The sequence below is a fragment of the Streptomyces sp. NBC_00376 genome (assembly GCF_036077095.1).
Lineage (GTDB): Bacteria > Actinomycetota > Actinomycetes > Streptomycetales > Streptomycetaceae > Streptomyces.
Genome location: NZ_CP107960.1, coordinates 1239466 through 1260413, shown reverse-complemented (window position 1 = coordinate 1260413; position 20948 = coordinate 1239466). Strand labels below are relative to the sequence as shown.

The 20948-nt window shown below is 71.7% G+C and carries 26 protein-coding genes; 16 read left to right on the top strand and 10 right to left on the bottom strand.

The window, feature by feature from the left end; translation table 11 throughout:
- Nucleotides 1–81: 81 nt before the first annotated feature.
- Nucleotides 82–864 (bottom strand): IclR family transcriptional regulator, encoded by a 783-nt coding sequence (locus OG842_RS05795; RefSeq protein ID WP_266728042.1) that lies wholly within the window; start codon nt 862–864, stop codon nt 82–84.
- Between the two features lie 195 nt (nt 865–1059).
- On the opposite strand from OG842_RS05795, the gene OG842_RS05790 reads away from it, so the two are divergent.
- The 7 genes from OG842_RS05790 to OG842_RS05760 all read left to right on the top strand — a co-directional run bounded on the left by OG842_RS05790 (nt 1060) and on the right by OG842_RS05760 (nt 6918).
- The gene (locus OG842_RS05790; protein ID WP_323185704.1) at nt 1060–1170 is read left to right on the top strand and encodes a putative leader peptide; all 111 of its coding nucleotides are present in this window, start codon (nt 1060–1062) and stop codon (nt 1168–1170) included.
- A gap of 145 nt (nt 1171–1315) precedes the next feature.
- Nucleotides 1316–2323: an ABC transporter substrate-binding protein gene (locus OG842_RS05785; RefSeq protein WP_328512101.1), complete on the top strand. Its 1008-nt coding sequence runs from the start codon at nt 1316–1318 to the stop codon at nt 2321–2323.
- Between the two features lie 21 nt (nt 2324–2344).
- Nucleotides 2345–3361 carry an ABC transporter substrate-binding protein gene (locus tag OG842_RS05780; RefSeq protein WP_266728038.1) on the top strand — a complete coding sequence of 339 codons (1017 nt, stop codon included), beginning with the start codon at nt 2345–2347 and terminating at the stop codon, nt 3359–3361.
- Nucleotides 3358–4188 carry an ABC transporter permease gene (locus OG842_RS05775; RefSeq protein ID WP_266728036.1) on the top strand — a complete coding sequence of 277 codons (831 nt, stop codon included), beginning with the start codon at nt 3358–3360 and terminating at the stop codon, nt 4186–4188. The genes OG842_RS05780 and OG842_RS05775 overlap by 4 nt, the downstream gene beginning before the upstream one ends.
- Nucleotides 4185–4940, top strand: coding sequence for an ABC transporter ATP-binding protein (locus OG842_RS05770; protein WP_266728034.1), 756 nt, complete (start codon nt 4185–4187; stop codon nt 4938–4940). Before OG842_RS05775 ends, OG842_RS05770 begins: the two co-directional genes overlap by 4 nt.
- Complete coding sequence (locus OG842_RS05765; RefSeq protein WP_266728032.1) at nt 4941–5840, top strand: ABC transporter substrate-binding protein; 900 nt, start codon at nt 4941–4943, stop codon at nt 5838–5840. It begins immediately after the preceding gene.
- A 4-nt stretch (nt 5841–5844) separates the two neighbouring features.
- On the top strand, nt 5845–6918 hold the full coding sequence (locus tag OG842_RS05760) for an LLM class flavin-dependent oxidoreductase (RefSeq protein WP_266728030.1): 1074 nt from the start codon (nt 5845–5847) through the stop codon (nt 6916–6918).
- A gap of 110 nt (nt 6919–7028) precedes the next feature.
- Here the strand turns inward: OG842_RS05760 and OG842_RS05755 are convergent, their stop codons facing one another.
- Complete coding sequence (locus OG842_RS05755; protein WP_266728028.1) at nt 7029–7337, bottom strand: hypothetical protein; 309 nt, start codon at nt 7335–7337, stop codon at nt 7029–7031.
- Nucleotides 7322–7900, bottom strand: a complete 579-nt coding sequence (locus OG842_RS05750) for a hypothetical protein (RefSeq protein WP_328512100.1) — start codon at nt 7898–7900, stop codon at nt 7322–7324. Before OG842_RS05750 ends, OG842_RS05755 begins: the two co-directional genes overlap by 16 nt.
- Nucleotides 7901–8161: 261 nt before the next feature.
- Between OG842_RS05750 and OG842_RS05745 the strand changes: the two genes are divergently transcribed.
- From OG842_RS05745 to OG842_RS05735, 3 genes are all read left to right on the top strand, one after another.
- Nucleotides 8162–8962, top strand: a complete 801-nt coding sequence (locus OG842_RS05745; protein WP_328512099.1) for a VOC family protein — start codon at nt 8162–8164, stop codon at nt 8960–8962.
- Between the two features lie 73 nt (nt 8963–9035).
- Nucleotides 9036–9284 carry a WhiB family transcriptional regulator gene (locus tag OG842_RS05740; RefSeq protein ID WP_124720677.1) on the top strand — a complete coding sequence of 83 codons (249 nt, stop codon included), beginning with the start codon at nt 9036–9038 and terminating at the stop codon, nt 9282–9284.
- Nucleotides 9285–9328: 44 nt separating this feature from the next.
- The gene (locus OG842_RS05735) at nt 9329–9829 is read left to right on the top strand and encodes a tetratricopeptide repeat protein (protein ID WP_328512098.1); all 501 of its coding nucleotides are present in this window, start codon (nt 9329–9331) and stop codon (nt 9827–9829) included.
- Between the two features lie 73 nt (nt 9830–9902).
- Here OG842_RS05735 and OG842_RS05730 read toward each other — a convergent pair whose 3' ends face one another.
- The 3 genes from OG842_RS05730 to OG842_RS05720 all read right to left on the bottom strand — a co-directional run bounded on the left by OG842_RS05730 (nt 9903) and on the right by OG842_RS05720 (nt 12234).
- The gene (locus tag OG842_RS05730) at nt 9903–10877 is read right to left on the bottom strand and encodes an acyl-ACP desaturase (RefSeq protein WP_266728020.1); all 975 of its coding nucleotides are present in this window, start codon (nt 10875–10877) and stop codon (nt 9903–9905) included.
- 304 nt (nt 10878–11181) lie between these two features.
- Complete coding sequence (locus OG842_RS05725) at nt 11182–11373, bottom strand: hypothetical protein (RefSeq protein WP_266728018.1); 192 nt, start codon at nt 11371–11373, stop codon at nt 11182–11184.
- Nucleotides 11374–11382: 9 nt separating this feature from the next.
- Nucleotides 11383–12234 carry a Scr1 family TA system antitoxin-like transcriptional regulator gene (locus tag OG842_RS05720; RefSeq protein WP_328512097.1) on the bottom strand — a complete coding sequence of 284 codons (852 nt, stop codon included), beginning with the start codon at nt 12232–12234 and terminating at the stop codon, nt 11383–11385.
- A 214-nt stretch (nt 12235–12448) separates the two neighbouring features.
- On the opposite strand from OG842_RS05720, the gene OG842_RS05715 reads away from it, so the two are divergent.
- Entirely contained in the window at nt 12449–12853 is a 405-nt protein-coding gene (locus OG842_RS05715) for an ATP-binding protein (RefSeq protein ID WP_266728014.1), read from the top strand.
- Nucleotides 12854–12909: 56 nt separating this feature from the next.
- Here OG842_RS05715 and OG842_RS05710 read toward each other — a convergent pair whose 3' ends face one another.
- Entirely contained in the window at nt 12910–13326 is a 417-nt protein-coding gene (locus OG842_RS05710; RefSeq protein WP_328512096.1) for an SsgA family sporulation/cell division regulator, read from the bottom strand.
- A 177-nt stretch (nt 13327–13503) separates the two neighbouring features.
- Between OG842_RS05710 and OG842_RS05705 the strand changes: the two genes are divergently transcribed.
- The gene (locus OG842_RS05705; protein ID WP_328512095.1) at nt 13504–14604 is read left to right on the top strand and encodes a WD40/YVTN/BNR-like repeat-containing protein; all 1101 of its coding nucleotides are present in this window, start codon (nt 13504–13506) and stop codon (nt 14602–14604) included.
- Between the two features lie 49 nt (nt 14605–14653).
- On the opposite strand, the gene OG842_RS05700 is transcribed toward OG842_RS05705, so the two are convergent.
- A complete protein-coding gene (locus OG842_RS05700) occupies nt 14654–14953 on the bottom strand; it encodes a YciI family protein (RefSeq protein ID WP_266728008.1) in 300 nt (99 codons plus the stop codon).
- A gap of 140 nt (nt 14954–15093) precedes the next feature.
- On the opposite strand from OG842_RS05700, the gene OG842_RS05695 reads away from it, so the two are divergent.
- Both OG842_RS05695 and mmpA read left to right on the top strand, forming a co-directional pair.
- Nucleotides 15094–15756 carry an endonuclease V gene (locus OG842_RS05695; RefSeq protein ID WP_376319820.1) on the top strand — a complete coding sequence of 221 codons (663 nt, stop codon included), beginning with the start codon at nt 15094–15096 and terminating at the stop codon, nt 15754–15756.
- Nucleotides 15757–15824: 68 nt separating this feature from the next.
- Entirely contained in the window at nt 15825–15968 is a 144-nt protein-coding gene (gene mmpA / locus OG842_RS05690) for a morphogenic membrane protein MmpA (protein WP_266728004.1), read from the top strand.
- 37 nt (nt 15969–16005) lie between these two features.
- Here mmpA and OG842_RS05685 read toward each other — a convergent pair whose 3' ends face one another.
- Together OG842_RS05685 and OG842_RS05680 are read right to left on the bottom strand one after the other, a co-directional pair.
- Complete coding sequence (locus OG842_RS05685; RefSeq protein WP_266728002.1) at nt 16006–16956, bottom strand: peptidoglycan-binding protein; 951 nt, start codon at nt 16954–16956, stop codon at nt 16006–16008.
- A 228-nt stretch (nt 16957–17184) separates the two neighbouring features.
- On the bottom strand, nt 17185–18375 hold the full coding sequence (locus OG842_RS05680; RefSeq protein ID WP_266728000.1) for a saccharopine dehydrogenase family protein: 1191 nt from the start codon (nt 18373–18375) through the stop codon (nt 17185–17187).
- 202 nt (nt 18376–18577) lie between these two features.
- Here OG842_RS05680 and OG842_RS05675 point away from each other — a divergent pair, with 202 nt between their 5' ends.
- Together OG842_RS05675 and OG842_RS05670 are read left to right on the top strand one after the other, a co-directional pair.
- Nucleotides 18578–19711 (top strand): CaiB/BaiF CoA transferase family protein, encoded by a 1134-nt coding sequence (locus tag OG842_RS05675; protein ID WP_266727998.1) that lies wholly within the window; start codon nt 18578–18580, stop codon nt 19709–19711.
- Between the two features lie 64 nt (nt 19712–19775).
- The gene (locus OG842_RS05670; RefSeq protein ID WP_328512094.1) at nt 19776–20918 is read left to right on the top strand and encodes an acyl-CoA dehydrogenase family protein; all 1143 of its coding nucleotides are present in this window, start codon (nt 19776–19778) and stop codon (nt 20916–20918) included.
- Nucleotides 20919–20948 lie beyond the last annotated feature (30 nt).

The window sequence follows — 20948 nt, the reverse complement described above, 5'->3', positions numbered from 1 at the left end:
CGCGCAGCCCGGCTGCCGTCCCGCCCGGCACCTGCCCGGACGGCTCCTATCGTGCCACGCGGCACCGACAGCCCAGGCTGGTCAGGGAGCGGGCGGGCGGCGCTCGGCCGGGGAGAGCAGCAGGACCTCCAGGGCCCGTGCGCAGGAGCGGGCCTGCGCCAGGAACCAGTCGGTGCGCGCGTCCGTGATGACCGACGGGGTGGCCCGGACCGCCAGGGCGAAGCGGGCATGACCGGTGCCGTCCAGGACCGGGACCGCCAGGGTCCGCACCCCGTGGGCCGACTCGCCGTCGTTGAGCGCGTAGGCGTCGGACCTTACCTTCGCCAACTCGGCCTCCAGCGCGGCCGGTTCGATGATCGTCCGATCGGTGAACGCGGGCAGCGGCGGCAGTGAGGAGGGTCCGCCCTCACCCGGCCGGGCCCAGGCCAGCAGGACCTTGCCGAGCGCCGTGGAGTGCAGCGGCCTGCGCAGCCCCACCTTCGGTGTCACCGAACCGCCCGCCACGATCACCGCATGGGGGCCGCTGCGCAGCGCCAGGTCGGCGGTGGCGCCGGTGCGTTCGGCGAGATCGGTCAGCTCGGGGGCGGCCAGATGCAGACCGCGCTGGTGGTACGAGAGCCTGCCCAGCTCGGTCACGGCGGGGCCCAGCCGGTAGCGGGACGTACGGGCGTCCTGTTCCAGGAAGCCCGCGCCGAGCAGGGTGCGGGCCAGGCGGTGCGCCGTGGAGACGGAGAGCCCGAGACGGCGGGCGAGGTCGGAGGCGCTGAGGTCGGGGCCGTTGTCGTGGAAGCAGTGCAGTACGTCCAGGGCGCGCTGCACGGCCTGCGCGCCGCCGGGAGCGCGCACTGCCGCGGCCTCGGTCATATCGGTTCACTCTCCGCTCGTGGGGGCTGAGGGGCATGTAGTTGCCACATTACGGGAGTTGGAGACCCGGAAATCCGGGTGGTGAAACACTGTGTTCACACCGAATCCCACATCATGGGAAGCGAGTTGTGGGACTGCCCGGGCGCGTGGCAGTCTGCGACACGTCATCACCGACGAGCAGGAGGGAGCAGTGCCATGGCCGGTCGCCGAACCGCGACTCCCGCCCATGCCGCTCCGGTCCTCCTCGCCCTGACGCTGCGCCGTCACATCGACCTGGCGCGGGTCGCCAGCGCAGCCTGTCGCTGACCCCCCCTTCGCGCTTCTCCTGCGCGATCCCCTCCATCCTCCGCCGCGCCCCGGCGCGGCCGGGGCCTTCGGCCGTACCCGGTGTCCGCTTCCCGGCGTACGAGCCATGCCACCCGCCGCTTCGCCGACCCCTCGGGAAGATCCCATGACGCATGCCGTCCCGCCCCGGACGCTCTGGTTCACCCGCTGTCCCGTCCCCACCGCGACCGGCATCGCCGCCGACCGCCGGTGGCTCACCGAAGAGTTCGCCCCCGACGGCATCGAGGTGAGGTCCCTCCAGGACGCCTCCCCCGGTGCCGACCCGGCCGCCCACTTCACCCACGCCCTGCCGGGCCTGTTCCGCGAAGGCGGCAACGTGCCCGCCCTGTGGGCCCGTTCCCGCGGGGAGCGGACCCGGCTGATCGGCCTCACCTGGATCGAGGAACGGCAGACCGTACTGGTCCGTCCCGGCTCCGGGATCCGTGGCGTCGAGGCGCTGCGCGGGCTGCGGCTCGCCGTACCCGTGCACGACATCGCCATCGACTTCTGGCGGGCCATGGCCCTGCGCGGCTTCGAGGGCGCGCTCGCGGCGGCCGGACTCGGCCCGGACGACGCCGAATTCGTCGACGTACCCGCCGCCGGACACCGGGGCCAGTGGGCCGCCGAGCTGGCGGCGCTGCGGCGCGGCGACGTCGACGCCGTGTACGTGAAGGGCGCGCTGGCCGTCGAGGCCGCCCGGCGGGAGGGCGCGGAGGTCGCCGTCGAACTCGACGAGCTGGCCGACCGCCGGTTCCGGATCAACAACGGCACCCCGCGCCCCATCACCGTTCACCAGCAGCTCCTCGACGAACACCCCGGCCTCGTCGACCGCTTCCTCGCCGTCCTGCTCAGGGCCGCCGACTGGGCCACCGAACAGCCCGCCGAGGTCGCCCGGATCCTCGGCGCCGAGACCGGCGCGGGCGCCGAGGGCGTCGCCGGAGCCTACCGGCCGGGCACCCATCTCGCCCTCCACCCCGACCTCTCCCCGGACCGCCTGACCCTGCTCGCCGAGCAGGAGGCCGGGCTGCGCGCCCACGGCTTCCTGCCCGAACCCGTCGACATCACGGCCTGGGCCGACCCCGAGCCGCTGCGCCGCGCCACCGAACTGGCCGCCTCCCGCCCCGTCCGTCCCTGAGTTGTGAGGACCCCCGACACCATGAACCTCCCCCGACCACTGCGCACCGCCGTCGCCCCCGCGCTCCTCACGGCCACCGCCCTGATCGCCCTCACCGCCTGCGGCTCGTCCGCGGCCGACAGCGGCGGCTCCGGCGCCGAGGGCACGGTGGACATCCGCATCCCCGACCCCGGCAACTCCGGTGTGCTCGCCCTCGGCAAGAAGGACGGCAGCCTCGACAAGGCGCTCGCCGAGGTCGGCGCCAAGGTGCGCTGGACCGGCAGCGCGGGCCCCTTCGCCCCGGCCGCCCAGGCGATGAACGCCGACCAGCTCGACATCGCCACCGGCTCCATCACCTCCGGCATCACCTCGCTCGCCCAGCGCCCCGGCTTCAAGTTCTTCACCGCGGTCGACCCGGACGCCGCCGGCGAGGGCATCCTCGTCAAGAACGGTTCCGGCATCGGCTCGGTCGCCGACCTGGTCGGCAGGAAGGTCGCCGTCAACCAGGGCGGCACCGGCGAGTACCTGCTGCTGAAGGCCCTCGCCAAGGCCGGTATCCCCGCCGACAAGGTCAAGCGCGTCTATCTGCGCCCCGACCAGACGGCCGCCGTCTTCAACGCGGGCAAGGTCGACGCCTGGGCGGTCTGGGCGACCTACGCCGTGGCCGAGATCGGCAGCGGCAAGGCGCACTTCGTCGCCGACGGCGCCGCGATCGGCTCCGACAACTACAGCCTCAACGCCGTGCGCACCGGCTTCGCCGAGCAGCACCCCGAGATCGTCAAGGCGCTCTACCGGTACCTCCATGACGCCAGCGCCAAGGAGAAGCAGAACCCGGCCGCGTACCTCAACGTCTTCACCGACGTCGGACCGACCGCCGTCACCGGCAAGGCGAAGGAGGTCCAGACCGGATTCACCCGCGAGGGCGGCACCGTCGACCCCATCGGACCCGAGGACGTCGAGCGCTTCGAGGACGTCGCCGGCTTCTACGCCGAGCAGAAGGTCACCACCGAGAAGGTCGACGTCGCCGCCCACCTCCTCGACATCGAGAAGCTGAAATGAGTGGCACCGGCCTGCACCCGGGCCTCGTCCGGCCCCGCCCCCAGCGGCACAGGGCCCGCAGCCGCACCTACTCCGCCACCGTCCGGACACTCGGCCCCATCGCCCTCCTCGTCCTGTGGTGGGCGGCATCCGCCACCGGCGTCCTCACCCCCGACGTGCTCGCCTCGCCCGCCGAAGTACTCAGTGCCATAGGGGAGTTGTGGGGTAACGGGCAGCTGCCCGACGCGCTCACCACCTCCCTCACCCGCTCCGGCCTCGGCCTCCTCATCGGGCTCGCCGCCGGGCTGGTGCTCGGCATCACCACCGGATTCACCCGCCTCGGCGACGAACTCCTCGACTCCTCCATCCAGACCCTGCGCACCATCCCGTTCCTCTCCCTGGTGCCCCTGTTCATGGTCTGGTTCGGGATCAACGAGACGGCGAAGATCCTCCTCATCGCCGTCGCCACCACCTTCCCGATGTACGTGTCGACATCGAGCGGAGTGCGCAACACCGACCCCAAACTCATCGAGGCGATGCGCAGCTTCGGCATGGGCCGGTTCGCCCTCGTCCGCGAAGTCGTCCTCCCCGGAGCCCTGCCGTCGCTGCTCGCCGGGCTGCGGCTCTCCATGACCCTCAGCGTCATCGCCCTGATCGCCGCCGAGGAGATCAACGCCACGGCAGGCATCGGCTATCTGATGTCCCAGGCGCAGAGCTACGCCCGTACCGACATCCTCGCCGTCTGCATCCTCGTCTACGGGCTGCTCGGACTCACCGCCGACATCGTCGTACGGCTGCTGGAACGTGTACTGATGCCCTGGCGCACCCCTCAGGGAGCCACCCGATGACCGACCGCACTCCGCAGCCGGCCGTACGGGTACGGGAACTGCGGCGCGTCTTCGGCGACCGCGCGGTGCTCGACGGACTCGAACTAGACATCGCACGGGGCGAGTTCGTCGCCCTGCTCGGTGCGAGCGGCAGCGGCAAGACGACCCTGCTGCGCATCCTGGGCGCACTCGACGGGGTCGACGGGGGAGAGGTCCTCGTCCCCGAGGCCCGCACCGTCGTCTTCCAGGAGCCCCGCCTCGTACCGTCGAAGAAGGTCCTCGCCAATGTGACGGTGGCCCTGCCGCGCGGGAGCTCAGGACACGGGCTGCGGGCCCTGGCCGAGGTCGGGCTCGAACGGCACGCCGACGCCTGGCCCGCCACCCTCTCCGGCGGCGAGGCACAGCGCGTCGCCCTCGCCCGCGCCCTGGTCCGCGAACCCGAACTGCTGCTGCTCGACGAGCCGTTCGCCGCACTCGACGCCCTGACCCGGCTCAGGATGCAGGACCTGGTGGGGGAGCTGTGCCGCAAGCACCGGCCCGCCGTCCTCCTCGTCACCCACGACGTGGACGAAGCCGTACGGCTCGCCGACCGGGTCGCCGTACTGCGCGACGGCCGGCTGATCACCGACGAGCCGGTCACCGTCGACCGGCCGCGCGACCCCGGCGACCCCGCCTTCGCGGCCCTGCGCCGACGGCTCCTCGACGACCTCGGCGTCGAGACGGCCACGCAGCCCTCAACCACCCCCGAACGTACCGAAGTCGGAGTGATCTGAATGACCATCACCATCGGTGTGCACAGCAGCAACCCGTCCCTCTTCCACCTGTACCACCTCTCCCGGCTCGGCCTCGCCCAGGAGGAGCTCGCCCCGCTCGGCGAGAGCGTCGTCTTCCACCCGTACACCAACGGCGTCCGCACCGGCGAACTCCTCAGCCGGGGCGTCATCGACTTCGGCGGCACCGGCTCCACCCCGCCGGTCACCGGCCAGGCCGCCGGCCACGACATCGTCTACACCGCCGTCTCCGCCCCGCGCCCCGAGCACGGCGCACTCCTGGTCCCCGAGGACAGCCCCGTGCGCACGGTCGCCGACCTCAAGGGCACCGTCGTCCACCTCGCGATCGGCTCCTGGCAGACCCACCTCATCGCCAAGGCGCTGGACGACGCCGGGCTCTCCTACGCCGACGACATCACCGCCGTCCGCAGCACCGACGACAGCGAGGAACTGTTGCGCACCGGAGCCATCGCCGCCTGGGTGGCCCAGGGCGCCCAGCTCGCCGCAGCCCGCCGCACCGGCGGGCTGCGCACCCTGATCCGCACCGGCGACGTCATCACCGACCGCTCCGTCTTCTTCGCCCGCCGGGACCTGGCCGAGAGTCGCCCCGAGGTCATCGAGGCGCTCACCCGCGCTCTCCAGCGGGCCGACGACTGGGCGGCGGCCCACCCCCGCGAGGCGGCCGAGATCGCCGCCGCGGACCTCGGCGGATCCGCCGACGACTGGGAGACCGCGCTGCGCGCCCTGCCGTGGAAGATCGAGCCCGTCACCGATGCCTTCCTCGCCGAGCAGCAGGAAGCGGCCGACATCTTCCACCGCACCGGATTCATCGACCGCCCGGTCATCGTCGCCCACGCCCTCGCCGGTGCGGGCTCCGGCACCGGCGCGGACCGGGAGGTGTGACGACATGGCGACCGAAGTCCTCTGGTACGTCATCCCGCGCGAAGGCGCCTACCCCTGGGAGCCCGAAGGCCGTCGCCCGGTCGACCTCGGCTACCTCGCCCAGCTCGCCGGCACGGTCGAACGCCTCGGCTACAGCGGCGCGCTGCTCGCCACCGACCTGTACGACGTCTGGCCGCTAGGCAGCGCGCTGGCCGCCTCCACCAGCACCGCTTTCAAGCCCCTGCTGGCCGTCCACCCCGGCCTCGTCTCGCCCACCCTGCTCGCCAAGATGGCCCTCAGCTTCGACAACCTCTTCGGCGGCAGGCTCCGCTTCAACGTGGTCAACGGCTCGACGAAGTCGCTCCAGGAGTACGGACTCCACGTGGAGCACGACGAACGGTACGAACTGAGCGCCGAGTACTGGTCGATCGTGAAGCGGCTCACCGCCGGTGAGGTCTTCGACCACAAGGGCCGCTTCTACGACCTGAAGAACGCGGGCGCGTCCTTCAGGGAGCTGAGACCGGTCCAGGAATCACACATCCCGCTCTGGTTCGGCGGCTCGTCCGACCCGGGTATCGAGATGGCGGCCGAGCACGTCGACGTCTTCCTCACCTGGGGCGAACCCCCGCACCTGCTCAAGGAGAAGCTGGCGAAGGTCAGGGCGCGGGCCGCCGCGTACGGCCGCACGCTCAGGATCGGGCTCCGCCTCCACCTCATCGTCCGGGACACGGAGGACGAGGCATGGGCCGCGGCCGACCGGCTCCTCGACGTGACGAGCGAGGCTACGTACGCCCGGCAGCTCGGCGACCGGGCGGGAGAGGACGGCGTGGGCTGGCAGCGTCAGTTCCGCCAGCACGGCGGCAAGGTCCCGGCGCACGCCCGGGAGCTGGAGACGCACCCCAACATGTGGCCGGGCATGAGCCTGTTCCGCCCGGGGCCGGGCACGGCGGTCGTCGGTTCGACGGCCCAGGTCGTCGAGCGCCTCAAGGAATTCGAGGAGCTGGGCGTCGACACCTTCATCCTCTCCGGCAACCCGTTGCTGGAGGAGGCCTACCGGGTGGCGGAGACGGTGCTTCCGGCACTGGGCATCACCCGCTGACCGGCCGGTGGCGGGAGCACCGGAACGTGCCCCGCCCCTCCCGCCTCCCGTTCCAGTGGCCGTCTTCCCGTGGTCGTCGCAACACTCCCGAGCCGTGCCGACGACACGTCTCACCGATCGCCGCGCGCCATGTCGAACACCGACCAGTCCGTCCTGCCGCGCTCACGGACATGGATGCGCGGACCACGACAGACCATGTTCCGGCGCGCCAGGGCGCGCCCGTCGGGCCGCACCAGCCGCGCGGCCCCCGGTTCCGGCTCGACCGTGTGCTCCGTGATCCGGCCGTACGTCAGCACGTCGTCGAAGTCCACGAAGGCCACGCGCCCACCGTCCACCGCCACGCCCCCGACGCGGCTCACCCGCGTGGTGCGGACCCGTACGGAGCCGTCGGCCCGGACCTCGATCAGCGGGTGGTGCATGTACGGGCAGGCCCAGGCCGTCGTCCCGTGGACGTTGAGGGCGAGGCAGTCCGACATGTCCAGCGGGCCGGGCCGGGGCTGAACGACCACAGCGGTTCGCCCGTGCTGCTCCACCGCCGCAGACCGGGGTGGCTCAGCGGGTCGTCGCCGTACACCCCCTCGTCGAAGTAGCCGACCCAGAGGGCGCCCGACGTGTCGGTCAGCAGATGCTCGATCGCGTCGCCCACCCGGAACGTCCACGACGGACGCCCGAGCGCGTCGAAGACCTGCACATGGTCGGCGTCCACCTTGCTGCGGGCCTCCGCGAGCACGAAACCGCCGTCGGGCAGGGCGTCGAGCCAGGGACTGTACAGCGTGACGGCGCTGAGATGCGTCTCGTCCACCTCGCCCCGGTCCGCGGTGACGACCAGGGCCTCGTACGGACCGGCCGGTCCCGGCGCGGGGGCGCGTTCGGTGAGCAGCCAGTGCACCCGGCCGTGCACGTCGACGGTGCTGTGCATCAGGTGCAGCCGGCCGTATGCGCGCGGCAGGCGGGCGTACTCGGTCAGGCGGACGGACTCCATGGTGCTCCTCGGCGTGGTGCGTGAACGGTCGGCTGCGGGCATGCGCAGGACCGGTGGCGCGTTCGCCGGGTGCCGGAGCGGGGGGCGCTTACGCGGCATGGGCCTTTCTGGTGGTCATGGCGGAGATCATCCACGAGGGCGGTTCACGTGTGCAATGCCCGGCCGTCGGCGGGCTGCGGTCGCCGGTGCCCGGTGCGAGACTCGGAACGTCGGGGAGGACCCCCGTGCCGCACGGCACGGGCACCGCCGAAGGAGCCGGCCATGCTCACCACCCGTTACGTCGACGGAGCGCCCGACTGGATCGACCTGGGCACACCCGATCTCGACGGGGCCGTCGATTTCTACACCGGTCTCTTCGGCTGGGAGTACGTGGCCGGCGGCCCGGAGACCGGCGGCTACGGCATGTTCACGCTGGACGGGAAGACGGTAGCCGGCGCGATGACGGTCACCGAGGAGCAGGCGGCGCCGTCCTGGTCGGTGTATTTCCGGTCGTCGGACGCCGACGCCACGGCGCGGGCGGTCGAGCAGGCCGGCGGCACCGTACCGTTCGCCCCGATGGATGTCCTGGACTTCGGCAGAATGGCCGGATTCAAGGACCGGGCGGGTGCCTACTTCGGTATCTGGCAGCCGGGCGGGAACCCTGGGCTGGGCGCCGTGGGCGTCCCCGGCAGTCTGTGCTGGGCGGAGCTGTACACCCCGGACGTGCCCGCGGCCGCCGCGTTCTACGGCGCGGTCTTCGGATGGGAGAGCGCGCGGGCACCGTTCCCCGGGGGCGGCGGGTCCTACACGGTGATCCGGACCGGCGGCGGTGGCGAGGAGGCGGCCTTCGGCGGCTTCGTACCGCTGAACGCGGTGCCGGCACGGGCGGTGGCCGGATCGCACTGGCTGCCCTACTTCGAGGTCGCCGACTGCGACGAGGCGGTCGCGGACGTGGAACGGCTGGGCGGCAGACCGACCCTGGAGCCCACGGAGATGGAGGGTGTGGGAAAGTTCGCCAACGTGGCCGATCCGGACGGCGCCGAATTCGCTCTGATCAAGAGCGCGTCCACGCCACAGAGCTGACCGGAAGTCATCGGCGCGCCGCATTGATGAGGCGTTGATCGGTCGTTTATCGCGACCGGGCACTGTGGACCGCATGCTGATCAACACCGCGGCCGACCCCGCACTCGCCTGGCAGGAGACAGCGCTGTGCGCCCAGGCGGGGCCCGAGTTCTTCTTTCCCGCCCCTGGCAGCTCCACCCGTGAGGCCAAGCAGCTCTGCAACGCCTGCGAGGGGCGCGAGGCCTGCCTGGAGTACGCCCTCGCCAACGACGAGCGCTTCGGCGTATGGGGCGGGCTGTCCGAGAAGGAGCGGGACCGGCTGCGCAGAACCGGCCGCGACTGAGGGGCCGTGGCCGGACCGCCTCTCGGGCCTGGGACGATGCCCGTATGAATGATCACGACCGGGACAGTTCCCTCGCGGCGGCCGTACGGCTGCGCACCGAAGGCCACCAGGAGGAGGCCAGGCAGCGCCTGCTGGCCCTGTCCGCCGAGTTCCCCGCGGACGCGGAGATCGCCTATCAGGCCGCCTGGGCCCACGACGTGCTCGGGCTGGAGGCGGAGGCGGTGCCGTTCTACGAACGCGGCCTCGGCGGCACCGGGCTGTCGGAGGAGGACCGCAGAGGCGCGCTCCTCGGCCTGGGGAGCACGCACCGGGTGCTCGGGCAGTACGAGAAGGCCGTCGAGGTTCTCCGCGGCGGTGTCGAGCAGTTCCCCGACGACGGGGCGCTGCGGACGTTTCTCGCCATGGCCCTGTTCAACACCGGCGAGCACCACGAAGCCATGCGGTTGCTGCTGGAACTCCTCGCCACCAGCAGCACGGACCCGCAGGTGCGCCAGTACCGGGCAGCGATCGAGCACTACGCGCGGGACCTGCACGAAACGGTCTGAGTGCCGGCACGGGCGTCGACCCGCCGGCCACCGGACCGGCGGCGGACGGGTCGACGGGCCGGGCCCGGAACGGTCAGGCGCCGGCGCGCGCGACCATCCGCGCCTTGCGGGCGGCCAGCTTCTCGTCGAACTTCGCCGCCTCGCTGTCCAGGCCGCCCATGTACAGGCCCAGCTCCTCCTGCGCCTTCAGGCCGTCGGGGCCCAGGCCGTCGATGGAGAGCACCTTCAGGTAACGCAGCACGGGCTGGATCACGTCGTCGTGGTGGATGCGCATGTTGTAGATCTCGCCGATCGCCATCTGCGCGGCGGCCCGCTCGAAGCCCGGCATGCCGTGACCGGGCATCCGGAAGTTGACGACGACGTCGCGCACGGCCTGCATCGTCAGGTCGGGGGCGAGCTCGAAGGCCGCACCGAGGAGGTTGCGGTAGAAGACCATGTGCAGGTTCTCGTCGGTCGCGATCCGCGCGAGCATCCGGTCGCAGACCGGGTCGCCCGACTGGTGGCCGGTGTTGCGGTGCGAGACGCGGGTGGCCAGCTCCTGGAACGCGACGTACGCCACCGAGTGCAGCATCGAGTGGCGGTTGTCCGACTCGAAGCCCTCCGCCATGTGCGCCATCCGGAACTGCTCCAGCTTGTCCGGGTCGACGGCCCGTGAGGTGAGCAGGTAGTCACGCATCACGATGCCGTGTCGGCCCTCCTCCGCGGTCCAGCGGTGCACCCAGGTGCCCCAGGCACCGTCGCGGCCGAAGAGCGAGGCGATCTCGTGGTGGTAGCTCGGGAGGTTGTCCTCGGTCAGCAGGTTCACCACCAGGGCGATCTTGCCGATGTCGGTGACCTTGGACTGGTCGGCCTGCCAGGCCTCACCGTCCTCGAAGACCCCGGGGAAGTTCCGCCCGTCGGAGAACGGCACGTACTCGTGGGGCATCCAGTCCTTGGCGACCTTGAGATGGCGGTTGAGCTCCTTCTCCACCACCTCTTCCAGGGCGTACAGCAGCTGGGCGTCGGTCCACGCCTTCGGGCTGCCGAGGTGGGGAGCGGTGATCGTCACGGGGGACTCCTGGGGACGGGAGAATTACCTACGGATACGTAGGTTACGAGACCGTAGGTTAAAGCGGCGGTAAGGCCACCGCCAAGCCCGCTCTCACGATGCCCGGTTACGTAACGTTATGTACGCAGGTCCCGGGGCGGTTGGGTGCCCGTGGACGAGGTTCGGCGCGGTGCGCTGCGATCCATCCGTACCGGCGGCGCGCCGGTGACCGGGACCGGCCGGCCCCCGGCTGCGGGGCGCTCGGAGCTGTCGGCGTACTCGGAGCGGACCTTCACGGGGGCGCGGGCGCGGTCGGGGCGTGCGGTCAGAGCAGGTGGTCCGCCGCGCCGGCCTTCACTGCGGAGATGAGCGCCCGCAGCGCCTCCATGGAGTCGCTGACGTAGGCGGTGGTGTCCGTGGTGGAGCCGATGTACGCCCGGCCCTGGTCGTCGAGTCCGAAGCGGAAGCAGTTGGCGCCCTCGCTGCAGAAGGCTTCGTCCCAGCAGATATCGGTCATGGTCGCTCCTCAGAGGTCCTGGGCTATGGATCGGATGAAGTCGCGCGACTCCTCGACGGGCAGTGAGAGTGTGCGCAGACGCTCCAACAGGCCGCGATAGCGGCGCAGTTGCATGCCGGAGTCCAGCAGCATCGAACCATGCGAGGAGTCGAGCTGCACGGTGTCGAGCTGCGGTACCGCGGCGCCCACATAGGTGAACGACTGTCCGGCGCCCGGGAAACCGCCGGCCGCGAACGGGATCACCCGTACCGTGATCCGGTCCCGCTCGGACTGTTCGAGGATGTGGTCCAGCTGGGCCCTCGCCACCTTCGGGCCGCCGAACTGCATGCGCAGCGCCGCCTCGTGGATCACCGACTCGTACATCGGTGGACGGTCCCGCTCCAATATCTCCCGGCGGCGCAGTCGCAGCGACAGCCGGGCCATCAGATCGGGTCCGGGCAACTGTGGATCGGCCGTGTCGAAGACAGCCCGTGCATGCTCCTCGGTCTGCAGGAGGCCGGGGATGTGCGTGGTGGTGGAGGTCGTCAACTCCGCCGCGTGGTGCTCGAGTTCGGCGATGTCGAGCAGTCCCGGCAGCAGTAGCCCGCGGTGCTCCTCCCACCAGCCCCGGGCGCGCTCCTGGGCCATCTCGGCGAGCAGGTCGACCAGCCCGGTGTCCGGGCAGCCGTAGTTGAAGGCGAGGGTGCGGACCCGTTCGGCGCTGATGCCGAACCGTCCCGATTCGATGTTCGGGATGCGGGTGCGGTCGACGCCGAGCAGTGCGGCGGCCTGCTGCACCGGCATGCCCGACTGCTCGCGCAGTTTGCGGAGTTCGTACCCGAGTCGCTGCTGCCGGGCGGTCGGGGTGCTTCTGGGGGGCAAGGTGCGGTCCCTTTCGGGGTGGGAGTGAAATGACCGGAACCGCACAAGTAGTAGCACTGTGCTCCTCGGTGCGCTACGGTCGGTAGCGCAAGTCTCACACGGGGCGACCGCGCCCGCGTGTGATCGTCACCACAATTACCGAAATGTGAGCATCTTGATGAAAGGCGCGCTGCGTTGTCTGCCGGCCCCCGCACCTGCCGGACCCCACCCACCGGTGGCGGACAACCTGAGTTATTCGTTCGCACTGCCCGGCGGCGCCTTCTGCGCCGGCCTCGCACGCGGTGCCGTGGGTGACCTTCTCACCCGGCACGGCCTCACGGGACTCCGGGAGACTGCCGTACTCGCCGCATCCGAACTGGTCGCCACCGCCTACCGGTTCACCCCGGAGCGGGAGATGCTGCTGCGGGTGCACTGGCAGTTCGACGCGCTCCGCATCACGCTCTACGACCAGCACCCCCCGCACAACTCGGCCCTGAAGTCCGAGGAATGCCGCGAGCGCCGCAGCGACAGCATGTGGCTGCTGGCCGCCGTGGTCGACGCGTACGGCGGGGACTGGGGGCTGGCGCCCGCGCTGACCCCGTCCGGCGGCTGCAAGGCCTGGGCCTTACTCCACAGCTGACGCCCATACCGTCCCGGCCCTCCCCGCCCGGCGATCGGCCCGCCGGACGCGAGCTCTCAGCAGGGGCCGCCGAGCAGATCGGTCAGGCCGCGGTCGAGATCCAGGAACCGGTGCTCGTCGCCGACGGGCACCATTTCCTGCGCCCGCCCCAGAAAACGGCGCAGCTCCGCCGTGCGGACGTGCACCATCGCGATGCCCTCGGCGGCGTGGAACTCCAGGACCGTACGGTCGTAACCGAACGGCCTGACGCGTACGTCCCCGACACCGGCCGCCCCGTCCATCCCCGCCGCCAGCAGCTCACGGGAGAACTCCCAGGCGACCTCGGTGCCCTCCAGGGTCGCGGGGGCGGGAAACGCCATACGCACGGCGAACGGATCCTTGGGGTCGTAATGCAGGGTGGCGGGAAGGGTCTCCATCCGCGGTGCGGATGCGACCATGCGGGCCTGCACGGACTGCTCGATAGCGGTGGACAAGACCTGCTCCCTTTCTCGGCCAGATGAACGGTTCCCGGCACTGATACAGACGAAGGAAGTCCCTCATCCGTGCACCGGAAGGTGGCGTGAGCTGTATCACCGCCCACTGCCGCGCCCGGTCACTTTCCGGCTGCGCACCCTGGACCGGGCTGGGCTCGTGGGCTAGCTTCCAGCGCCATGAGGGTCAAGGGGAAGACGAGACGACTGATGTCATGGGGACTCTGTGCGGCGGCGCTGACCGCGGCACTGGCCACACCGGCAGCCGCGGCGACACCGTGGGAACGACACCGGCCCGGCGAACGACCGGCCTGGACGCTCACCGACACCGGAACCGATGCCCGCTTCCGCGGCCTCGCCGCCGTCAGCCGCCGCACCGCCTGGGTCGCGGGCAGCAAGGGCACGGTGCTGCGCACGTCCGACGGGGGCAGGCGCTGGCGCGACGTCTCACCGCCGGGCGCGGCCGCGGAGGCGCTGGAGTTCCGCGACATCGAGGCGTTCGACGGCCGGCGCGCGGTGGCCCTGGCCATCGGTGAGGGCGAGGCGTCCCGGGTGTTCCGCACGGACGACGGGGGAGCGACCTGGACGGAGTCGTTCCGCAACACCGACGCACGCGCCTTCTACGACTGCCTCACCTTCTTCGACAGCCGGCACGGGCTGGCGATGAGCGATCCCGTGGACGGCAAGTACCGCATCCTGTCCACCGCGGACGGCGGCCGGAGCTGGCGGGTGCTGCCCGACGCGGGCATGCCGGACGCCCAGCCCGGCGAGGCGGGATTCGCCGCCGGCGGCCAGTGCCTGGTCTCCTCGGGCCCCAGGGACGTATGGCTCGCGACCGGAGGCGCCGCCACCGCGCGGGTGCTGCACTCCGCCGACCGCGGGCTGACCTGGACCGCGACCGAATCCACGATCCCGGCCGGCGACCCGGCCCGCGGCGTCTTCGCACTGGCCTTCCGCGACCGCCACCACGGCATCGCGGTCGGCGGCGACTACCGGGCCGGAGAGCCGTCGCCGGACGCCGCGGCCGTGACGGACGACGCCGGCCGCACCTGGCAGCAGGCCGTCACCCCGACGGCCGCCTACCGCTCGGGCGTCGCCTGGCTGCCGCACAGCAGGTCCGGAGCCCTGGCGGTCGGCCCGACCGGCACCGACCTCACGACGGACGGCGGACGCACCTGGCGCACGGTCGACACCGGCTCGTACGACACCGTCGACTGCACCCCGGACGGCGGCTGTTGGGCCGCGGGAGAGAAGGGACGCGTGGCACGCACGGGGCGCTGAGCCTGTTCCGCTTCCCCCGGAGCGAGGCCGCTCCGGGGGAAGGGCTCCACTATCCGGGCAGCTGCCGACGGTAGGGAGCGAGCTCGTCCGCGGTCTTCGTCGCGATGAACTCGGTGATGCGGTAGGCACACACGCCCCGCACCGAGAACGGATCCTCCGAAACGATCTCCTCGATCCGTGCACGGTCGTCGCCGACGGCCAGGATCACCCCGCCGTCGCGCGGGTTCTTGCGGCCCGACGCGATGAACACCCCCGCCGCGTACTGTGCGTCCAGCCAGACGACATGGTCCTGCATCAGCTCGTCGACGCGCTCGACAGGGGCGGTGTAGGTCAGTTCGAGTACAAACATGATCGCCAGGCTACGGGTAGGGCCGGGACGGGCCCACGCGGACTCCGGGCCCATTCCTCGGGGAGCCCCCAGGGCCCGTCCGGCCCTGAGCCGCCGGACGGGCCCTGGCTAGACTCGGCCGCACCATGACAAGCGTTCCGATGCCCGCCGACGAGGCCGAAGCCCGAGCCGTCCAGGACACCTTGCGTTCCCGGGTGGTGCTCGACGAAGTCGGCCCGCCGCCCGGTTCCGGCCGGGTCACGGGGGTCGACGTCGCCTACGACGACGAGCGCGACGTCGTCGTCGCGGCGGCGGTGGTCCTCGACGGGGCGACGTTCGAAGTGGTTGCCGAGACCACCGCCGTCGGCCGGGTCACCTTCCCGTACATCCCCGGCCTCCTGGCCTTCCGCGAGATCCCGACCGTGCTGGCCGCGCTCGAATCCCTGCCGGTCGACCCCGGACTCGTCGTCTGCGACGGATACGGCCGGGCGCACCCGCGCCGCTTCGGACTCGCCAGCCACCTCGGGGTGCTCACCGGCCTCCCGGTGATCGGCGTCGCCAAGAACCCGTTCACTTTCACGTACGAGCAACCAGGGCCCCGCCGTGGTGACTGGTCGCCGCTGCTCGACGGCGAGGAGGAGGTGGGCCGGGCGCTGCGTACCCAGGACGGCGTCAAACCCGTCTTCGTCTCCGTCGGGCACCGGACCGGTCTGGACAACGCCTGCGCCCACACCCTGCTGCTGACCCGCGACTTCCGTCAGCCGGAGACCACCCGCAGGGCCGACTCGCTCTGCCGCCGGGCCCTGCGGGAGGCGACCGCCTGAGAGCGGGCAGGGCGCGTGAGTACGCGCACGGATACCTTTTGCCGATCATCACCGGCAAGCTTGTACCCATGAACGAACATAGAACGTCCACACGACCCGGCACCGTCTATCTCGCTCAGCGCCGGGTCGCTATAGGGATGACCCTCGGGATGATCGCGGGAGTGGCCTGGGCCGTCTCGATGGTCTGCACGCTGGTTTCCTGGGCACTCTGAGTGCCCGGCGCAAGGCCGCCCCGGCCCCGGCCCGCGGCTACTTGTGCTGATCCGGCCCCTGGGCGTTGAGCAGCGCGCGCCAGGTGGCCTCGTCCCCGACCCCCGTCACCGGCAGATTCCGGGACTCCTGGAACTCCTTGAGCGACCGCCTGGTCGAGGGCGTGTACGTACCGGTGCTGTCGGTCGGCGCCCCGGCGTGGTGCAGCAGGTACTGCACCGCCGTGATGGCATCGGGCTCGGTCGTGCGCGAGTCGACCGTGATGACCAGCAACGGCCAGGTGTCCTTCCCGACCTTGCCGTCCGGGGTCAGACCATGTGCCGCCTGGAACTTCTTCACGGCCTGGGCCGTCGCCGGACCGTAGTCGGCGTCGACCTTCACGTCGAAGCCGTTCGCCCGCAGCAGCAGCCGCACCGTACGCGCCTTCCAGAACACATCGCCCTTGCGGGCCAGCGGCCAGTCCGTGCCTTCCGACGGCCGGTCCGAGACACCCGCCCTGCCCTTGGCATCGCTCTGTCCCGTGGTGGTGGGCACCAGCCACCACACGAAGCCGCCGAGCACGAGCAGGAGCAGCGATGCGACGGCCAGGGCCGGGTACGCGACGGGGGAGCGGCCCCGCCGGCGGGCCGCCGCGTCGCGGTCGTCGGACGGACCGGTGGGCGCGGCTGCCGGGCCGGGCGCGGCCGCGGCCGCCGGGCGCTTCCCGGCCGCCGCCGCGCGCGCGAGGGCGAGCGCCCGGTCCAGGTCGTCGGCCGGTGCCCGCAGCGCCGTGTGCAGCTGCTCGACGATCCGGCTCGGGGCGTTGGAGGCATGAGCGGGATTCAGATAGCGCGACAGGGTGGTCTGGTCGATCCCCAGCCGCTTGGCGAGCGACTGCTGAGTGGGTTTCTCGCGGCCGTCGCGCGCCGACGACTCCCACCAGTTCCTCAGCAACCCGGCGAGCGCCCGCCCCGGCTGTTCCTCGTGACCCGCCACAGTGTTGTCCGTCATGGTTCTTCCCCGACTCTCTGTGTGCATAGCCGCAGGTCAGGGCTGTGCATCGGGAGCATGCCCGGGTGCGCCGACCTGCGGGACGCAGATCGTAGTGAAAGCGCCGATCCGTGCCGCGCGGCCGAGGAGCCCGCGAAGCGGTGCCACGGCCCGCTCACCCGGGGAACGAGGAGGCGGGGGCATGGGGCGACATCACCCGAACGAGTGCGTGCCGCCCCGGGCGTCGGCTCAGCGGGCCGCCGCGACCCGGAAGCGCAGGCCGGCCGAGCGCAGCCGCTCCAGCAGCGCGTCACCCATCGCGGCGGCGGTGGTGACCTGCCCCGATGCCGGCGGGAGTTCGTCCAGGGCGAGGCAGAGCGCGGACTCGGCGAGCATCTTCGCCGTCTCGTCGTAGCCGGGGTCGCCGCCCGAGACCTCGGTGAACACCCGGTGCCCGCCGCCCTCACCGACGAAGCGCACGGTGAACCAGCTGCGCCGACGGCGCTCCGCGTCCGGCCCCTTGCCCGGCTCGTACCGGTTCATCAGCCACGACCGGGCCGCCGGAACCTGCGCGGCGCCCAGGAGTGCGCCGACCGCGGCCGTGCCGCCGAGGGCCACGGGCAGATGACGGACCGAGGCGAAGTGGCGGTAACGGAAGTCGGGGCCGTACCGGGCCAGCGCCCGCGCCGAGCGTTCGACGATCTGCGGGTCCAGCGTGGGCAGCGGGAGCGCCCAGGTGCCGGTCTCCGCGCTGAAGTGCGGGGTGCCGAGGGGGGCGCGGGCCCGGCGGGCGACCAGCCGCGGCTCGTGCAGCCGGCGTTCCCGGGCGGCGCTCAGCATTCGCGGGCCGCGGCCCATCGCGGTGAGCGCCGAGGCGAACGTACCGCCGGAGAAGACGGCGTTGCTGCGTACGAAGCCGTCGACGCTCAGCGGTACGTCCGGCGGCAGCTGCTGGACGGTGAAGTACACCCCGAGGTCGTGCGGTACGGAGTCGAAACCGCAGGCGTGCACGATCCGGGCCCCCGTCTCGCGGGCCCGCGCGTCGTGCTTCAGATACATCCGGTCCACGAACTCCGCCTCACCGGTGAGGTCCGCGTAGTCCGTCCCCGCCTCGGCGCAGGCCGCGACCAGCTTCTCGCCGTACCAGAGATAGGGGCCCACCGTCGTGGCCACCACATGGGCGGACTCGGCGAGCTCGCGCAGCGAGTGCTCGTCCCCGGCGTCGGCGTGCAGCAGCGGGAGCTGCGCGCAGCGCGGCTCGATCGCGGCGAGACGGTCGCGCAGGCGCTCCAGCTTGGCCCGGTCGCGTCCGGCCACGGCCCAGCGGCAGCCGGCGGGCGCGTGGGCGGCGAGATATTCGGCGGTGAGGGCACCCACGAAGCCGGTGGCGCCGAAGAGGATCACGTCATAAGGGCGTTCTGCCCCGTTCTGCCCGTTCATGAGTACCTCCGCGGAGCCGGCGCCGATGTGGCAGGCAGAGGCTAGCGGAGGGGTCGTGGCGGTGTGCGGCCGGGCGGTCCCCATGGGGGAGGATCCCGAGGACGGAACTAAGCGCTTGCTCGGCCAAAGGGGTTGTGCGGAGCGCGGTGCGTTCTTAGCATCATCGCTGTTACATCAGTTGTGTCATACCGCAGGGGGCTCGATGGCAACGACAGAGCACGGCTCGCACGGCCCGCTGACAGGGGTGCGGGTGGTCGAACTGGCAGGCATCGGACCCGGTCCGTTCGCCGCGATGCTCCTGGCCGACCTCGGCGCCGACGTCGTCAGGGTCGACCGGCCCGGCGGTGCGGGGCTGGGCATCGATCCCGCGTACGACCTCACCAACCGCAACAAGCGCTCCGTGCTCGTCGACCTCAAGGCCGAGGACGGAGCCGCCAAGGTGCTCGATCTGGTCGAGCGCGCCGACATCCTGATCGAGGGCTACCGGCCGGGCGTCGCCGAACGCCTCGGCGTCGGTCCCGACGCCGCTCTGGCCCGCAACCCGCGCCTCGTGTACGGGCGGATGACCGGCTGGGGCCAGGACGGACCGCTCGCCGAACGGGCCGGGCACGACATCGCCTACATCGCGCTCACCGGCACCCTCTCCATGATCGGCAAGCCCGGCGAGCCGCCCACCGTCCCGGCCAATCTCGTCGGCGACTACGCGGGCGGCTCGCTCTATCTCGTCGTCGGCGTGCTCGCCGCCCTCCAGCACGCCCGCACCCCCGGCGGCCGGGGCCAGGTCGTGGACGCGGCGATCGTCGACGGCGCCAGCCATCTCGCCATGATGATCCACGGAATGCTGGCGGCCGGCGGCTGGCAGGACCGGCGCGGCTCCAACCTCCTGGACGGCGGCTGCCCGTTCTACGGCACGTACGAGACCGCCGACGGCCAGTACATGGCGGTCGGGCCGCTGGAGCAGCGGTTCTACGAGGAGTTCGGCCGGCTCCTCGGGATCGGGGACGAAGCCCCGGACCGGGGCGACATCGGCCGGTGGGAGGAGCTGCGCACCGTCGTCGCCGACCGGTTCCGCACCCGTACGCGTGCCGAGTGGACCGAGGTGTTCGAGGGATCGGACGCCTGCGTCGCCCCCGTCCTCTCGCTCCGCGAGGCGCCGCACCACCCGCACCTCGCCGCCCGCGCCACCTTCGTCGAGCACGACGGGCTCGTCCAGCCCGCGCCCGCACCGCGCTTCTCCGTGACCCCCGCCTCGGTGCGCGGCGGGCCCGCTCGACCCGGCGCGGACACCGAGGCCGTCGCCGCCGACTGGGACGTACCCGGCCTCGCCGGGCCGTGACCCCCACCGGGCCCGACCGGCCCGGCCCATCCCCCCGTCAAGAACCGGCCCCAGGAGGACCCCAGTGCAGCGGCAGATCTTCACCGAAGAGCACGAAGCGTTCCGCGAGACCGTGCGTACCTTCCTCACCAAGGAGGTACTCCCGCACTACGAGCAGTGGGAGAAGGACGGCATCGTCTCGCGCGAGGCATGGCTCGCGGCCGGCCGGCAGGGGCTGCTGGGCCTCGCCGTGCCCGAGGAGTACGGAGGCGGCGGGAACACCGACTTCCGTTACAGCGCCGTCCTCGCCGAGGAGTTCACCCGGGCCGGCACCCCCGGCCTCGCGCTCGGGCTGCACAACGACATCATCGGCCCCTACCTCACCGGCCTCGGCACCGACGAGCAGAAGCGGCGCTGGCTGCCCGGATTCTGCAGCGGCGAGACCATCACCGCCATCGCCATGACCGAACCCGGCGCGGGCTCCGACCTCCAGGGCATCCGCACCACCGCCGAGGACAAGGGCGACCACTGGCTGCTCAACGGCTCCAAGACCTTCATCTCCAACGGCATCCTCGCCGACCTGGTCGTCGTCGTGGCGAAGACCACCCCCGAGGGCGGTGCGAAGGGGCTCTCGCTGATCGTCGTCGAACGCGGCGCGGAGGGCTTCGAGCGCGGCCGCAACCTCGACAAGATCGGCCAGAAGTCCCAGGACACCGCGGAGCTGTTCTTCAACGACGTCCGCGTGCCCAAGGAGAACCTGCTGGGCGAGCGGGACGGCGCCTTCATCCACCTGATGACCAACCTGGCGCAGGAGCGGATGGGCATAGCGGTCGCCGGGATCGCCGCGGCGGAACATCTGCTGGAGATCACCACGAAGTACGTCAAGGAGCGCGAGGCCTTCGGCAGGCCGCTCTCCAAGCTCCAGCACATCCGGTTCGAGATCGCCGAGATGGCCACCGAGTGCGCCGTCACCCGCACCTTCGTCGACCGCTGCATCGTCGACCACTCCGACGGCACGCTCGACGCCGTGCACGCCTCGATGGCCAAGTGGTGGGCCACCGAACTGCAGAAGCGCGCCGCCGACCGCTGTCTCCAACTGCACGGCGGATACGGCTACATGGCGGAGTACCCGGTCGCCAAGGCGTTCACCGACGGCCGCATCCAGACCATCTACGGCGGCACGACCGAGATCATGAAGGAGATCATCGGCCGCTCGCTGCTCGCCTGACCCCGTCGCACAACCACCCTCGAAAGGCTG

Bases quoted from the DNA above. Each gene is read 5' to 3' on its own strand.
- OG842_RS05795 (WP_266728042.1), bottom strand. From the start codon at position 864: ATGACCGAGGCCGCGGCAGTGCGCGCTCCCGGCGGCGCGCAGGCCGTG.
- OG842_RS05790 (WP_323185704.1), top strand. From the start codon at position 1,060: ATGGCCGGTCGCCGAACCGCGACTCCCGCCCATGCCGCTCCGGTCCTC.
- OG842_RS05785 (WP_328512101.1), top strand. From the start codon at position 1,316: ATGACGCATGCCGTCCCGCCCCGGACGCTCTGGTTCACCCGCTGTCCC.
- OG842_RS05780 (WP_266728038.1), top strand. From the start codon at position 2,345: ATGAACCTCCCCCGACCACTGCGCACCGCCGTCGCCCCCGCGCTCCTC.
- OG842_RS05775 (WP_266728036.1), top strand. From the start codon at position 3,358: ATGAGTGGCACCGGCCTGCACCCGGGCCTCGTCCGGCCCCGCCCCCAG.
- OG842_RS05770 (WP_266728034.1), top strand. From the start codon at position 4,185: ATGACCGACCGCACTCCGCAGCCGGCCGTACGGGTACGGGAACTGCGG.
- OG842_RS05765 (WP_266728032.1), top strand. From the start codon at position 4,941: ATGACCATCACCATCGGTGTGCACAGCAGCAACCCGTCCCTCTTCCAC.
- OG842_RS05760 (WP_266728030.1), top strand. From the start codon at position 5,845: ATGGCGACCGAAGTCCTCTGGTACGTCATCCCGCGCGAAGGCGCCTAC.
- OG842_RS05755 (WP_266728028.1), bottom strand. From the start codon at position 7,337: ATGCACCACCCGCTGATCGAGGTCCGGGCCGACGGCTCCGTACGGGTC.
- OG842_RS05750 (WP_328512100.1), bottom strand. From the start codon at position 7,900: ATGGAGTCCGTCCGCCTGACCGAGTACGCCCGCCTGCCGCGCGCATAC.
- OG842_RS05745 (WP_328512099.1), top strand. From the start codon at position 8,162: ATGCTCACCACCCGTTACGTCGACGGAGCGCCCGACTGGATCGACCTG.
- OG842_RS05740 (WP_124720677.1), top strand. From the start codon at position 9,036: ATGCTGATCAACACCGCGGCCGACCCCGCACTCGCCTGGCAGGAGACA.
- OG842_RS05735 (WP_328512098.1), top strand. From the start codon at position 9,329: ATGAATGATCACGACCGGGACAGTTCCCTCGCGGCGGCCGTACGGCTG.
- OG842_RS05725 (WP_266728018.1), bottom strand. From the start codon at position 11,373: ATGACCGATATCTGCTGGGACGAAGCCTTCTGCAGCGAGGGCGCCAAC.
- OG842_RS05705 (WP_328512095.1), top strand. From the start codon at position 13,504: ATGAGGGTCAAGGGGAAGACGAGACGACTGATGTCATGGGGACTCTGT.
- OG842_RS05700 (WP_266728008.1), bottom strand. From the start codon at position 14,953: ATGTTTGTACTCGAACTGACCTACACCGCCCCTGTCGAGCGCGTCGAC.
- OG842_RS05695 (WP_376319820.1), top strand. From the start codon at position 15,094: ATGCCCGCCGACGAGGCCGAAGCCCGAGCCGTCCAGGACACCTTGCGT.
- mmpA (WP_266728004.1), top strand. From the start codon at position 15,825: ATGAACGAACATAGAACGTCCACACGACCCGGCACCGTCTATCTCGCT.
- OG842_RS05685 (WP_266728002.1), bottom strand. From the start codon at position 16,956: ATGACGGACAACACTGTGGCGGGTCACGAGGAACAGCCGGGGCGGGCG.
- OG842_RS05680 (WP_266728000.1), bottom strand. From the start codon at position 18,375: ATGAACGGGCAGAACGGGGCAGAACGCCCTTATGACGTGATCCTCTTC.
- OG842_RS05675 (WP_266727998.1), top strand. From the start codon at position 18,578: ATGGCAACGACAGAGCACGGCTCGCACGGCCCGCTGACAGGGGTGCGG.